At 41.5% G+C, this 14,995-nt stretch carries 11 protein-coding genes; 4 read left to right on the top strand and 7 right to left on the bottom strand.

Annotated elements, in window-relative coordinates:
* Positions 1-55: 55 nt before the first annotated feature.
* From HJG39_RS03410 to HJG39_RS03395, 4 genes are all read right to left on the bottom strand, one after another.
* Positions 56-1,264 (bottom strand): NupC/NupG family nucleoside CNT transporter, encoded by a 1,209-nt coding sequence (locus tag HJG39_RS03410; protein ID WP_268406819.1) that lies wholly within the window; start codon positions 1,262-1,264, stop codon positions 56-58.
* A 15-nt stretch (positions 1,265-1,279) separates the two neighbouring features.
* Positions 1,280-1,903: a uridine kinase gene (gene udk, locus HJG39_RS03405; RefSeq protein WP_268406817.1), complete on the bottom strand. Its 624-nt coding sequence runs from the start codon at positions 1,901-1,903 to the stop codon at positions 1,280-1,282.
* A gap of 119 nt (positions 1,904-2,022) precedes the next feature.
* Positions 2,023-2,976, bottom strand: a complete 954-nt coding sequence (locus tag HJG39_RS03400; protein WP_268406814.1) for a hypothetical protein — start codon at positions 2,974-2,976, stop codon at positions 2,023-2,025.
* Between the two features lies 1 nt (position 2,977).
* A complete protein-coding gene (locus HJG39_RS03395; protein WP_268406811.1) occupies positions 2,978-3,823 on the bottom strand; it encodes a hypothetical protein in 846 nt (281 codons plus the stop codon).
* A 469-nt stretch (positions 3,824-4,292) separates the two neighbouring features.
* Between HJG39_RS03395 and HJG39_RS03390 the strand changes: the two genes are divergently transcribed.
* The 3 genes from HJG39_RS03390 to HJG39_RS03380 all read left to right on the top strand — a co-directional run bounded on the left by HJG39_RS03390 (position 4,293) and on the right by HJG39_RS03380 (position 10,762).
* Complete coding sequence (locus tag HJG39_RS03390) at positions 4,293-7,460, top strand: TonB-dependent receptor (protein ID WP_268406809.1); 3,168 nt, start codon at positions 4,293-4,295, stop codon at positions 7,458-7,460.
* Positions 7,461-7,556: 96 nt separating this feature from the next.
* Complete coding sequence (locus HJG39_RS03385; protein ID WP_268406806.1) at positions 7,557-8,708, top strand: endonuclease/exonuclease/phosphatase family protein; 1,152 nt, start codon at positions 7,557-7,559, stop codon at positions 8,706-8,708.
* Between the two features lie 17 nt (positions 8,709-8,725).
* Positions 8,726-10,762 carry a hypothetical protein gene (locus tag HJG39_RS03380; protein WP_268406803.1) on the top strand — a complete coding sequence of 679 codons (2,037 nt, stop codon included), beginning with the start codon at positions 8,726-8,728 and terminating at the stop codon, positions 10,760-10,762.
* Positions 10,763-10,816: 54 nt separating this feature from the next.
* On the opposite strand, the gene argR is transcribed toward HJG39_RS03380, so the two are convergent.
* Positions 10,817-11,278 (bottom strand): transcriptional regulator ArgR, encoded by a 462-nt coding sequence (gene argR, locus HJG39_RS03375; protein WP_268406800.1) that lies wholly within the window; start codon positions 11,276-11,278, stop codon positions 10,817-10,819.
* A 162-nt stretch (positions 11,279-11,440) separates the two neighbouring features.
* Between argR and mdh the strand changes: the two genes are divergently transcribed.
* Positions 11,441-12,379: a malate dehydrogenase gene (gene mdh, locus HJG39_RS03370; protein ID WP_268406799.1), complete on the top strand. Its 939-nt coding sequence runs from the start codon at positions 11,441-11,443 to the stop codon at positions 12,377-12,379.
* A gap of 68 nt (positions 12,380-12,447) precedes the next feature.
* Here the strand turns inward: mdh and HJG39_RS03365 are convergent, their stop codons facing one another.
* A complete protein-coding gene (locus HJG39_RS03365) occupies positions 12,448-13,068 on the bottom strand; it encodes a YigZ family protein (protein WP_268406795.1) in 621 nt (206 codons plus the stop codon).
* Positions 13,069-13,211: 143 nt separating this feature from the next.
* Entirely contained in the window at positions 13,212-14,900 is a 1,689-nt protein-coding gene (locus tag HJG39_RS03360) for a hypothetical protein (RefSeq protein WP_268406794.1), read from the bottom strand.
* Positions 14,901-14,995: the final 95 nt, after the last annotated feature.

The raw sequence follows: 14,995 nt of genomic DNA, 5'->3' as shown, positions 1-14,995 counted from the left end.
CTTAATCATAATTTAGTAAAACGCTCAGCATCAGGAGCGTAAATTATGAGTGAGTTTACAGGCTTAGGAAAAAGCCAGCCATAGCCGCGCTCATTAGATTAGCAAAACTAGCAGTTATAACGGCTCTTAAGCCTAATTTAGCGATGTCACTGCGGCGGCTGGGGGCCATTGCACCAATTCCACCCATCAAAATGGCGATAGAAGAAAAGTTGGCAAAACCGCATAAGGCAAATGTGATGACAGCTTGGCTGATGTCACTTAATTGCTCTTTGTGGCTGACAAAATCGAGATAGGCGACAAATTCATTTACGACGAGTTTTTGCCCGATGAAACTACCAGCTAAATTCGCTTCATTCCATGGAACACCCAGCAACCAAGCTAAAGGCTGAAAAACAAAACCTAAAATAACTTGGAAAGTGAGATCGGGTGAACCGAATAATCCACCAACGTAACCAATTAAACCGTTAAGCATGGCAATCAACGCGATAAAAGCCATAAGCATTGCACCGACATTCGCGGCAATTTTTAGTCCACCGGCTGCCCCTTCTGCTGCTGCTTCAAAGACGTTGGCACTGGCTTCGATTTCTTCATCCAGCTCATTGACATCATTCTTCGCCGTTTCGGTTTCGGGCATTACGATCTTAGCCATTAATAACCCACCGGGAGCAGCCATGAAAGAGGCTGCAACAAGGTATTTGATTTCGACCCCAAGACCGGCATATCCCGCCATAACGGAACCTGCAATAGAAGCCATACCGCCAACCATCAAGGCAAATAGTTCAGAGCGTGTCATAGAAGAAATAAACGGTTTTACGACTAACGGGGCTTCCGTTTGACCAACAAAAATATTGGCGGCTGCATTCATCGATTCGGGACGACTCGTTTGCAAAATGCGTTGCAAGAAACCGCCAATTGCTCTGATCACCCATGACATAATGCCGATGTGATAAAGCACACTGATTAATGCAGAGAAAAAGATGATCACCGGGAGCACTTTAAAGGCAAAAATGAAGCCAAGAGAATCCCCGCCTAACTTGCCAAACATAAAGTCGATACCGGTTTGACTGTATTCAATAACGTTTCTTACGCCGCCTGCAACGACCAGCAAAAACTGTTTTCCAGGGGGGAAATACAACACCAATAGCCCAACGGCAGCTTGAATGGCAAATGCGCCCGAGACCGTTCTCCAATTTATTGCTTTCCTGTTGTAAGACAGACCATAAGCAATAGCCAGCAAAGCTATGATTCCCAGCAAGCTAATCATACTGAATCCTATTTATTATTTTAGTATTTGTTTGATATGGGACTTTATAACGTCCAAAGCGATGCGGTTTTTCCCTCCTTGGGTCACCACTACATCCGCAATAAAGCGGCTTGGTTCAATAAATTTATGATACATAGGTTTGACGGTTTCTTGGTACTGCGAGATAACGGAATCTAAATCACGATTACGTTCTTGAATGTCGCGTTTAATACGGCGTAACAAGCAAATATCAAGCGGTGTATCAATAAATACTTTCACATCAAACAAAGGGAGTAACTCTGGGCTTGCCAGCAATAATATGCCTTCAACAATAATAACTGGCGCTGGTTGAATGAGTAATTTTTCTTCCAGACGAGTATGTTGTTCGTGTGAATACAGTGGGCATTCTATTGCCTCACCAGATTTCAATTTTTGCAAATGGTCAGAAAGTAGAGAATGCTCGAACGCTTGAGGATGGTCGTAATTGGTTTTTAAACGTTCTTCCATTGATAGATGCGATTGATCACGGTAATAGTGATCTTCACATATAACAATAATATCTGCCCCTGATTGCGCAATTTCTTCTTTAATCGTTTTCGTAAATAAGGATTTGCCGGAGCCGGAGCCACCCGCGATGGCGATAATGCGCGATTCATTCATTTGGTAAAAAGTAGTCAATTTGCAAATGCGACAAGACTACCAGCGAATTTGAAAAATGCTAGCGGCACGATGCATAGTTTCAAATAAAAAGTCATTTTTATTACAGAAAATCGTGTTTTTTATTTGCCAATCAATTCGTAGTCATTCGCTGATAACCCCGAGAGTGAAAAATTATTCAACTTTGAGCGAGAACCTTCACCTTGAGCCTTTTTAGGATAGAACTTCAATTTAGCTTCAGATTCTGTTTGGAAGACTTCATCAAGTGCATTACGAATTTCACTCAACATTTTATCGATGTTTGCATTGAAATCGGGGCGCTTTCTTTTGGTGTGTCCTAAATCCATCAAACGAGAAAAATATTTGCTGGTGAGTGCTAAAAACTCTTCAGGCAGAGCTTTGTTGTGATACAGCGATGCTTCTTGCTCATCGGCACAGAAATCCAACATAGCAAGATAGAAGCAAAAGGGTTTGTTGGCTAACGGAACGGCTACGTCTCTTTCCCGATTGATATAAAGGGTTCGTGTGGTTAGGTCGAGTATTAACTTACAAGGCTCTTCAACAAGATCCCCGGATTTGGCATTGAGTCGTGCTTTGTCGCCTATAAGAAAGGGAATCGCTAAGTAGGTTAGCAAGCAAGCAAGTGTAATGGGCACAAGATAAATAATAAGGTTAGTTTGAGAAGGTAGCAGGGCAAACTGCACAATAATGGTTTGGCGAGGGAAGAGTAAACTTCTAGCAAAACGATGCTGTATCGCTTCATCTATCTTAATTTCGGTATTTTGAATGGCCAATGTTCGTATTGGGTGGCCTTGAAGCGCGAGATATTGGTTCAGTTGGTTAATGTAATTAATCACTTTCGATGTATTAACCGCCTGATTAAATCGATTATCGGCTAGCTTTAATTCGGGAATATCAAGTGCAATGCGGTTTAATGTAGCATCTGTAAGCCTCCCCGTAGCGTAATTTTTGAAGGTCATGGAGGTGTAATAGTGCAGAAATATAAATAAGCAAAGAAGTACAACAAACGCACTAGCAATTCTTCCCCAATGTTGTTTTAGCGGCTCAATATTCACGTTATTCAGCCTCACAAGGTTTGATAATGCTTATATTTTTATAATATTTCGAGAATTGCTCATTTTCTGCTTGTTGCGTCAGGATTTTTTGAACTTCACACTTTAAATTTGTATTGCGCTCAAGCATTTTTAAATACCATTTACTGCCACTAATTTGCTCTTCTAATGGGGTGATGTAGTTTCTAGAAAAGTGTTTCTCATCCTCTTCTTGCCAGTAAGTTGAAATGATGTCGACATGACCGGATTGCAGGAGTTGGCGAAGTTCGGAGTGGGATTTGGCATAAACTAATTTCACTTGTTGTGTGGACAGGTCCAGATCTTTTAACAAGCGTATAGGGGCAATATAGCCTGAACGGCTGGTTGGGTAGTCTAAAATACCGATACGTTTTCCTAACAAGTATTCTTTCGTCAGAATAGGTTTTTCACGTGCAGACATTAAGAATGCTTGGTAATCAGCATAAGAAGCAATCATCTCGTAGCCGTAGGTTGTGTCGGAACCAAATGCATTAATAAAGTTTTCTTTTATTAAAATCAGATCAACAACACCTTTACCAATTAATTGTAAAATATCGCGTTCTTCTGTTTGCCAATATGCCGTGACTTTTCCAAATTGTTTCCCAACTATGGCACTATCGCATAATTGTTGTAAAATTCTTTTGGCCATAAAAGAATTTGGTGCAAGTAAAATCAAAGAATGCGGATTTGATTGATTTTTGGTTTGACAAACATCTTCGAACTCAAGAATTCGAGGCAAGGGTTTATCTACCACGCTAATTTGGCTTTTAGCTGCATACCAAATTAAGATAACAGCGAGTAAAAAACAGAGGTACCAGTATGCCTTTGACATTCGAATTAATAACACGGTTTAGGTGGAAGTTTGCTTTCAATTAGTCCAATTTCACCAATTAACCTTACTTATTGCAATAAGTAAAATTACTAGAATGTGCTAACATACTGAAAAATAAATAATATTGATAAAATATTATGAATATTGTTAAGTGCTAGCAATTTTTTTTCTATCAACGAGAATGCGCACATTAACTTCATAAATTGACTGATTTATAATCAGGGGAATATTTGTAAAAAAGCGGATAATTAAATTGCCCGTATATTTCCCCGGAAGTGAAAAGAATTTCATCTTGGTGGTTTTTTTATAAGTTTTAAAATTAGAATTATTTGCAAAAAGTAATTTCTATAACGGCACAAGTTTATACGAAATAAACGCGTTAATAGGAATGCAATATAATGTTTTTAAAATCGCCAAAGATATAGCGGAAAAAATTCGTTTTACACTCAATAACACTTAGGAAAACACAATGAAACACTCCAATCTCAACCGCATCGCTCTAGCAGTTGCGTTGTCTGTTGGCATGGGTTCTACCGCAATTGCGCAGGAAACTGCATCAAGCATTCGTGGTACGGTTATGACTGATAGCGGTCAGTTAGTATCAGGTGCAACTGTTACTATCACGGACAACCGTACTGGTGCTGTAAAGGTTGTTGAATCTAACCAGACTGGTTCCTACTCTGTACGTGGTATGCGTGTTGGTGGCCCATATACCATCGAAGTTAATGATGCCTCCGGTTCTAAGAAAATCGAAAATGTTTTCTTGAACTTAGGTGAAACCAAGAGTGTAAACCTTGGTCTAGAATCGCAAGAACAACTAGAAAGCATCGTGGTAACAGGCTCTGTTGTTAACTCAACCTTCGGTGCTTCTGGCCCAGTTGCTAACTTCGGTTTGGAAGATTTGGAAAATGCGCCGTCAATTAACCGTGATATTAAAGACTTGGTTAAAATTGACCCTCGTATTTATGTTGACGAGGCTTTTGGTGACTCAATCCAATGTGCGGGTGCAAACTCGCGTTTCAACAGCTTAACGGTTGACGGTATTCGTACTAACGATAACTTTGGTTTAGGTAGCAGTGGTTATCCAACAATCCGTATTCCTTTCTCATACGATTCAATCGATCAGGTTGCTGTTGAACTAGCACCTTTCGATGTTCAGTATGGTGGTTTCACAGCGTGTAACATCAACGCCGTTACTAAATCTGGTGGAAATGAATTACACGGTGGTGTGTTCTTCGATTACACAAACGATGATTTACGTGGTGATAAGTTAGAAGATGACGACATCGCAACAGGCGCATTCAATGAGCGTCGTTTCGGGTTCAACGTTGGTGGTGCACTAATTGAAGATAAATTATTCTTCTTTACTTCTTACGAGAAATTAGAAGGTGCAACATTGTTTGACCGTGGCGCTGGCGACTCAAACGCAGCGGTTCGTGTTCAAGGTGTTTCTCAAGCACAACTCGATCGCATCGAGCAAATCGCTCGTGACCTTTACGATTATGACCCAGGTGCTTTCGCTACTTCTATTCCGGTAGAAGACGAAAAAATCATGGCGAAGTTGGATTGGCAAATTACTGATGCACACCGTGCTTCATTAGTTTACAACTACAACGATGGCGACATCATCCGTGAATCAGACGGTGATTCCAACGAATTCGAATTCTCTAATCACTACTACGCACAACGTGGTGAGTTTGAGTCTTATGTTGCGTCTTTGTATTCAGACTGGACAGACAACTTCTCAACTGAATTCCGCATCGGTACATCAGACTTCGAACAGTTTGTAACGCCGTTAGGTGGCACAGACTTCGGTGAAGTTCAAATCACAACTAACTACGATCACGATGGTGACGGTAACGCATCTCGTGCAACAGTTTACTTAGGTGCGGATGATTCTCGTCACGCTAACAAACTTAAGTATTCAAACGATACCATCAAAATTGCTGGTACTTATATCACTGGTGATCACATCATCACAGGTGGTTATGAATACGAAAGTCTAGATGTATTCAACCTATTCGTTCAAGAAGCAGAAGGTGAGTATCGTTTCAGCTCTATTGATGATTTCGAAGCGGGTCGTCCAAATCGTATTACATACGAAAATGCTGCATTCACTAACGATCCTAACGATGCCGCTGCATCATTCGAGTATGAAATTCATACAGCTTATATTCAAGACGAGTATTTCTGGCTAGACCAAGACATGACTATCACTTTTGGTCTACGTTATGACTGGTACACAAGTGATGATCTTCCTCCTTTAAACGAGCAAGTCGAAGAGTTGTATGGTTTCTCAAACCAGCAAAATTTAGATGGTCTTGATTTATTGCAACCGCGTTTAGGTGTTAACTGGTTAATTAACGATAACCTAGAGCTTCGTGGTGGTATTGGCTTGTACTCTGGTGGTAACCCGAACGTTTGGATTTCTAACAACTACTCAAACAATGGTGTTATTCAGTTAGAAGTTCAAGACCGTACCTTAGATGATGACGGCGTAACTGATACTCTATTTACACTTCCTCACGCTGGTGGTGGCCGCCCAATTTATGATATTCCACAGCACCTTTATGATTCAGTAGCGAATGGTCAAGGTGGTAATGGTGGTATCAACTTGCAAGACCCTGACTTTGATATTCCATCAGAGTGGAAGTACGCCATTGGTGCCACTTACACCTTTGACAATGAATATGTGTTAATGGCTGATGTGTTGTACAGCGATAAGCGAGATGCAGCAATTATCCGCGATCTTTCTCGTGTTCAAGTAGGTACAGCCCCTGATGGACGTCCAATTTACGATTCTGTAAATGGTCGTGGAGAAGACTTCTTTTTAACCAATGTTCGTGGTGATTCTGGCGATAGCCTAAGTGCTTCATTAGCGCTAACTAAATCTCATGACTTTGGCTTAGATTGGTCAATCGCGTACGCCTACACTAAAGCTGAAGATGTCAGCCCGATGACGAGCTCGGTTGCTTTCTCTAACTACATCAGCCCAGCAGTATCTGATCCAGAAAATCCAGGTACAGCGACGTCCAACTTTGAGATCCCTCATCGTTTCACACTTCGTTTGAGCTATGCACATGAGTTCTTCGATGGCTATGAAACGAAGTTCTCTGTGTTTGGCACAATCAACGAAGGTCGCCCATACAGCTATGTATTTGATGGAGACTTAAGCGGTGGATTCGGTAGCTCTGTAGGCTTTATCGACCACAACTTGTTGTACATCCCAACCGTTGACGACCCGAACGTAGTTTATGCTGAAGGCTTCGACCTAGATTCATTCAATGCCTTTATCGAATCTGAAGGTTTGGCTCGCGGTGAAATCATGGAGCGTAACAGCATTAACAGTTCTTGGTTCCACAAGTTCGACGTTAAGATTGAGCAAGAATTCCCTGGCTTCTACAAAGGTCATAAGGGTAGTGCATTCTTAATTATCGAAAACTTCGGTAACTTGTTGAATGACGATTGGGGCGTATTGTATGAAGCAAGCTTCCCTCGTGCTCAAGAAGTTGTATCGGGTAGCATCAACGAGCAAAACCAGTTTGTTTATGAAGAGTTCATTGAACCTGCGGGCCAAACTCGCGTAGCAGACGCTTCATTGTGGGAAATCCGCATGGGTGTTAAATACAAGTTCTAATCACTGAATTTATGAATCAGAAGCCGGCTTTCATCGCCGGCTTTTTTATGTGTGATATAGTGTGTTTTACCTGCTGTATGAGGTTGATATTTTTTAATGAAGTTGCTTATTCGCTTTTTATTATTGTTAGGAGTTTGTTTTTCCTTGAATGCAAAAACAATCAAAGTCGCTACATTTAATGCCAGCATGGATGGAAGTAATTACGTCGCAAAAGGTGAAAAACCTAAAGGAAATGAGTTAGTAAGTCGTTTAGCGACTGGGCATGAGCAGCAAATTAAAAATATTGCTGAAATTATTCAACGTGTGCGCCCAGATATTCTTTTAATGAATGAATTTGACTACATTGCTGATTCTCAAGTTGGTGTAGAAGCTTTTTTGAAAAATTACCTAAAGAAAACCCAGTCAGGACAGTCCCCTATTGATTATCATCACTATTTTGTTGCTCCGGTGAATACTGGTGTTCCTATGAAGCTAGATGCTAATGGTGATGGGAATTCCAATGATGTTTTTGGATTCGGACATTATCCCGGGCAATACGGAATGTTGCTATTAAGCCGATACCCTATTGATACCAAAAATGTGCGGACGTTCCAGCGTTTTTTGTGGAAAGATATGCCTGATAATTTGCTTGTAGAGATTAAGGATGAAAATGGCGTCCCTTGGTATCGCCCCCAAGGAACCGAGATAATGAGGCTATCTTCAAAATCACACTGGGATATTCCCGTGAACGTAGACGGTGAGGTTATTCATGTGTTGGCAAGTCATCCTACACCTCCCGTATTTGACGGGCCAGAAAATAGGAATGGTAAGCGGAACCACGATGAAGTTCGCTTTTGGGTGGACTATCTAAACAAAGATGCCTATTTTTATGATGACCAAGGAAAACGCGGTGGGTTCACAGGTCGGCGTTTTGTTATTGTAGGTGACTTAAACTCGTCAATGGTTGAAGGTGATTCCTACGGCGATGCTATTAAAAAGCTGTTGATGCATCCACTTGTCAATCAGAGTATTACGCCAACCAGTGCGGGTGGTAAAAAGACGAGAAAAGATAACCCATATAGTGAAAGCCATACGGCAGCGTGGGGAATGCGAGCGGATTACGTATTACCTTCCGTTGATGGTTTTAATATCGAGGGTGGGGCCGTTTATTGGCCGGAAAAAGAAAGCGCTGAATTTCGTTTAGTTGCGGATAGATCAGCATCATCGGATCATCGATTAGTGTGGCTTAAGCTATCGCTTAGGCAATAAGTAGGGAGATTGCCTTCTTGGGTTGGATTGATAAAGCTAAAGGGCTGTTTGTTGTTGTCGTTGTTGCAATCACTTTATATCTCTTTTTTGCTTCGGATAAATCCGTTAAGCCTGAGTCTTCAGTGTTAAGTGAGCAAACCGAGGTATTTCAACTCGCTTTCTTTCCAGAGCCTGAGCCAGATCAGGCTGCATCAACAGCCCAAAAAGATGCGCCTAATACCACTGAGAATAATAATCAATGTGAAACGTTAATTAATAAGCGTGTGCTTACACCTGATTGGGCAAAATCAAAAGTGTTGGCGTTGAGGCACTTATTAGTTGATGAAAATACATTGTTACCTTCTTACGACTTTGCGTTTAGCACATTAGGCTTAAGTGTCGTTAAAGCACGAGAGTTATCATTAGATTCAACTACCCTAAAATCTAAACCGCGTTACCAAAATACGGTGTTACCAGAAGCAACTCACAGCCAATTAAGGCTTATTACCAATTTGATTCGCTATGGTGAGCTGCTGCCTATTAAAAAAGCCCTTGTTAATGGAGAGTTTCCATTTAATGTCGCTATCCGAAAAGGTCGCGGCGTAACGACTTTACTTGAGCATATTATATTGGACTCAGATAACCCCGAGCCATTCATTCAACAGATGATGGAACTTGGGGTTTTGCCAACCTATACCGATTTGGCGGCAGCAACTATGTTCAGCGTTGATACGGAAACGGTTATGGACATGTACTATGCCAGTGGCTTAACTGCAAATAAGGTTTTGCGCCTTGGGGGGCGCTATCAATCGTTACTTACCCATGCTGTTGAAGTGAAAAACCCAGAGCTTATCGCTTTTTGGTTAGAGCAAGGGAGTCAAGTGAACCCCGACCCTTATTCGCCAAATGCCTTGGATATGTTGCAAGAGGCTGAGACACAAATCGGCACAGAAAAAATTCATGAACTGATCATCGCGATGCTGCATGTTGGCGCATCGCCAAATACCTCAATGGGAGCTGATTGGGTAAAACAGCACCTTTCAGACTCTGAGCGACAACAATTTGCTAGCTTACTTAAGCCATCAACGCCCTCTTTGTTAAGTTCCGAGGAACTTATGTCGGCACAATTATTAGTGGAAAAGGTGCGTCAGCTTATTTTACCTTCGGTCGTAGATTTCGATATCAGTGCTGAGCCAGCACATCCCTGCTTAGCTGAGAGTTCTCGCTATGTCATGCATTACCTTGAAAATAATGCAATGCAGCAACGAGGAAATAGTGTCGTTAAACAAAAACAGGAAAGAAAGACATTGCTCTCGAAGTTTGAGGAGGCTGAGTCGTTATATATTCAACAAGAAGACATTGAAGCGCATTTAGCTTCCGATAACAGCATAGAAAGTAAGGAGTTAGTGGAAGCTTACAGACGGGAAGTGTTGGATCGCGAAGTAAAGGAAAGACGCCAAGAAGCCAGACAAAGTAATCGCGATATTGACACCTTGAATCAAGAAGCCAAATCTTTATTTCAGAGTGTGCTTGAGTTGGTTAAATCCCGCCGTTGGCAAGAGGCCATTGACCATGTTCGAGCTGAGGGTGGGCCGGAAGCATTGAGCTTCTTGGTCAATCTTTTGATTCTTTATAATGCACCCAATGAATATGTATTTAGCTTGTTAGATGATGGTGTTGAGCTATCTTCGACAATCATGTACCAATTGTTGAGGCAAGATGATGTCAATCTGGCAAAAGCGCTTATCCCATATGGGCTCGATTTGAACTTTAAAAACCCGTTGGGTGAGAGTGGGATAAAATTGAGTGTTAATTTTCGAGCTGAGAATATGTTCCACTTTTTGCTGTCTCAGGGCGTGAATTTATACAGTGAGCGGCATACATTCGATGCTTTAGATTCCGCATTGCAACATATTGATATACAGCATGGCAAAGATGTCTTTGTGAAAGGATTAATTGAAGCTGGGGCACCGATTAGGCTCAGTCACAGGCAATGGGTAGAACGGAAAAAAGTCACCTCACCGCAAACCTATGAATACCTTGTTGAGCAATATCCTCAGTTAAAAATGCCCTGAATGTGAGTGGATAGAACGGCTGCAAATAGCCGTCCAATCCATGCATAGTCGTGGTTAAACTGCTTCAAACATGCGCTCGACTTGTTGTCGCATTTGTTCAATTTCGTCAATGTTCGCAGGAGCGATGAAAATAGTATCGTCTCCAGCGATTGTGCCTAATACGCCCTCTGAGCGACCTAATGAGTCCAGCAATCGAGCAATGAGCTGTGCTGCTCCGGGTGTGGTACGAATAACGATCATAACGTTATTGTGTGTGACGTCTAATACCAGTTGCTTCAATGAACTTTTAGCCGTTGGCATCCCTAATTCGGGGGGTAAGCAATACACCATGTCACCCTTGGCATTGCGAGCCCTAACTGCGCCGAATTTGCTCAGCATTCGTGACACTTTAGATTGGCTGATGTGAGAGAAGCCCATATCCTTTAGCGCTTCTACGATTTCTCCTTGAGACCCGTAACTTTCGTTATTTAATATTTCTCGGAAAGCTTTAATTTCGTCTTCTTGCTTCGATGCCACTTTGTGTCCTCATTACATTACGTTTTGATATTTTCCATATCACTATTAAAAATGCAATCTAATCTCTCTAGACGCCCTCAGCACTTGTATGAAGGGCTAAAGAGAAGTATCTTTACGGCCTCATATTATTACGCTTGCGTAAAGCACTCATAGGAGAATGAAATGAAAGTAGCAGTCTTAGGCGCTGCCGGTGGTATTGGTCAGGCTTTATCTTTATTGTTAAAAACCAATTTACCAGCGGGTTCTGAGTTGTCCTTATATGATGTTGCTCCAGTCGTACCTGGTGTAGCTGTAGATTTAAGTCACATCCCTACCGATGTGAAAGTAAAAGGTTTCGGAAAAGACGATTTAGCAGCAGCATTAACAGGCTGTGACATCGTACTTATCCCAGCGGGTGTACCGCGCAAGCCGGGTATGGACCGTTCTGACTTATTCAATATCAATGCAGGTATCGTAAAGAACTTGGTTGAAGGCATTGCAGAAAACTGCCCTAACGCATGTACTTGTATCATCACAAACCCTGTGAATACAACCGTGGCGATTGCTGCTGAAACGCTAAAAGCAAAAGGCGTTTACGACAAGAACAAATTGTTTGGTGTGACGACACTCGACGTTATCCGTGCAGAAACATTCGTTGCTGAGTTGAAAGATAAAGACCCTGCGAACATTCACGTTCCTGTTATCGGTGGTCACTCAGGCACAACGATTCTACCATTGCTTTCTCAAGTTGAGGGTGTTGAATTCTCAGACGAAGAAATTTCAAGCTTAACTCACCGCATTCAAAACGCGGGTACAGAAGTGGTTGAAGCGAAAGCTGGCGGTGGTTCAGCAACGCTTTCAATGGGCCAAGCGGCTGCACGTTTCTGCTTGTCTCTTGCTAAAGCAATGCAAGGTGAAGACGTTATCGAATACACATACGTTCAAACGGATGACAGTGAAGATGCAGCATTCTTCTCTCATCCAGTACGTTTGGGCAAAAACGGTGTTGAAGAGATCTTACCTTACGGCGAGCTAAGCGCATTCGAACAAAAAGCAAAAGAAGACATGCTTGAAGGTTTGCGTGGCGACATCAAGTTAGGCGTTGACTTCGTAAACGGCTAATTATTTGTCAATACATTTCAAGTAAGAATGATAAAACCGGTACTAATGTGCCGGTTTTATTATGTGTGTTATTTTTCGTCCGATAAAATGCTAATTTGCCCCGCACTCTTGTTAATTAATGCTTCTTTGAGGTCTGCTGTTTGCCTCGCATCTAACGATAACGTCATGCTCAGCGAGTCGGAATAATCTCTCGATAAAATGTCGGCGCTAAACTCTTGGCAAAGGTGCTCTACTAAGCTGATTTGTTCATAACCACACTGTAAGGTTATGTTGTCTTGAGCAATTTTCTCAATGGTTGGTAGCGTGGCAAGGGCTTGCTTTACCCCGCCGCCATAGGCTTTTACTAAACCGCCTGTCCCGAGCTTTACGCCGCCAAAATAGCGTGTAACCACTGCGGTAATTTCACCTACGCCACTCCCTGAAAGTTGCGCTAACATTGGGCGACCAGCAGTACCGGAAGGTTCGCCGTCGTCGCTGCATCCCCAAAAGGTTGAGTCTTCTGGCCTCGAAGCTACAAATGCCCAGCAGTTATGTCGTGCGTCTTTGTGTTTTTCTTTAATGCTTTCAACAAAGGCTTTGGCAGCCTCTACACTGGGTGTATGTGCAATATATGTGATAAACCGGCTTTTTTTGATTTCTTCTTCAAAAATATGCGAAGAAGCGGGGATAAGGTAGGGTGTATTTGGCATCAGAGGGCATGAATTGTTTTAAAGACCTCTGTATTGTCTTATTTATCGCGGTTGCTGCGCAAATAAAAATTAGAATTGGCTGATGCTAGTGGAAATCCTCTTTCAAACACAAGTTATCTGAAAGAGGATTCTGGTTTTGAAAGTTAGTTCTTCGGATTGGTTAATGATCTGTACAGTAACGGAATATAGTTCTTGACTAAAACATCTTGATTATCAATTACACCATCTCTGTTGGCGTCTGCCGCTAACAAGAGGATTTGCATTAATTCTCTATCGTATGAGCCGTAGTTGACGAAGCCAAAGAGTTCTCGGTGCGAGTTATTACGCTTTTCTTCTGTATACCAAAACACATAACAATAATCCTTGAGTCTGCTTTCAGGATTATTGAAGTTTTCTTGGCAATAACCATTAATGAATGCATCAAATTTTGGAAACTTAAACCCTTCAGTGCCTTCAATGTTTGTTACCCAAGCTTTTTCTTTTAGGGTCTTGATTATGGCTGTTCTCGATAAGCACGATGAGCCGTCTGTTTTACAGATTTGTTCTAAGCCGGTTTTTTCAAAAGCGTGCATTGGAATGGCTAAGTGACTTAAATCGTTAGAGGCGGTTAATCCGAGCTCATATTCTCTCCATCCACATGCTTGGGAGCCTGATGGGTGTCTGCATGTGAAATTCACATACTCTCCGTTAGGAATGGCATATTCGAGTAATTTGTCCATTTGAGAAGATATTGCAGGGATAGTTTTTAAGCAATTCTCTTCACATGAATAGTTGTGCTCAATGTCTTTTGTTGCTTCAAATAAATCAACAATTAGTTCTACCCAAGCGATGTAATGCATAACGCTGAGTTCTTCGATAGGCGTTTGAAGCTTTAACCAAACTTGTTCATAAATCATGCGCCTAATGTTTTTGGCTCGGCATGAAATGCTTTGATCTCGTACTTGGCTCGGTAGGTCACTTACCAAACATACTTCGCTGTTGTTTGGGTGCTTAAGAAGTATGTGCTTCAACGCTTGAGATATACCTGCTGCTGAGCGCAATTCTACCTTTGCATGGTTTTTTCTATATAACTCGGAGTTGTTTTGTGGACTTCTCCATAGGTAGTAACCATCTACTTTTTCTTCGGAGCGGCAGGAGGCTGGAGCGCCATTTTCAAAGTCGTAATTGAAGCAAGGTTGGAAATACCATTCTGCTGTATTAATTAAATAGTTTTCTACGCGTTCTAGAACGGGGTCATCTTCTTCTAGATTAAATAAATGTGGCTCGCTATAAATACTTGTATTTGATATTAAATTATTAATTTCGTAATAATAATTTGGCTGAACTCTATCTATTTCATCTGCATTAACATTGTTAAGCGGATAATCTGGAATGAATTGTAAATATGACGCAAAGAAATCTTCAACATCGGCTCTTGTCGACTTAATATTTAACTGAACAGTGTTAACTTCATCATCTATTTTACATTCCAAAGTAGCTATATCGTTTAGATAAGATGGGATGAATGCACCAGTCATGCGATTTTCATCAAGCGTCATTTCGCTATCGTTTAATGTACAACGGGTGTTTTCGTTTTCGGAGTTAAGGGTGAGAGTGATATTTAACGCAGTGCCGTCAATTTCGCCGTTAACATACCTAATAACACTTTCTGCTTCGGATAAAGGTGTTGGTTCCGATTCACCAATAATCACATTAGAAATAACCGATGGAGATGATTCTACTGGAACTGGGGGAGGGGTGTTAGGTGTTTCAGAAGTGCTAGAGCCGCTTCCACCGCATCCACTTATCAATAAACTAATTAGGACCGATAATTTAAAAAAATGCTTATTCATTGTATTTTCCGTTTTTTACTTTAATTCCTGCGTACTGCATGCCTTCTAAGCGCTGTGATGATAACAGAATAAAGCGCTTTGATGATCTGGTTTTC

The sequence above is a fragment of the Alteromonas sp. a30 genome (assembly GCF_026788005.1).
GTDB lineage: Bacteria > Pseudomonadota > Gammaproteobacteria > Enterobacterales > Alteromonadaceae > Paraneptunicella.
The sequence above is the reverse complement of the archived record's forward strand: the minus strand, read 5'-3'. Positions and strand labels throughout refer to the sequence as shown.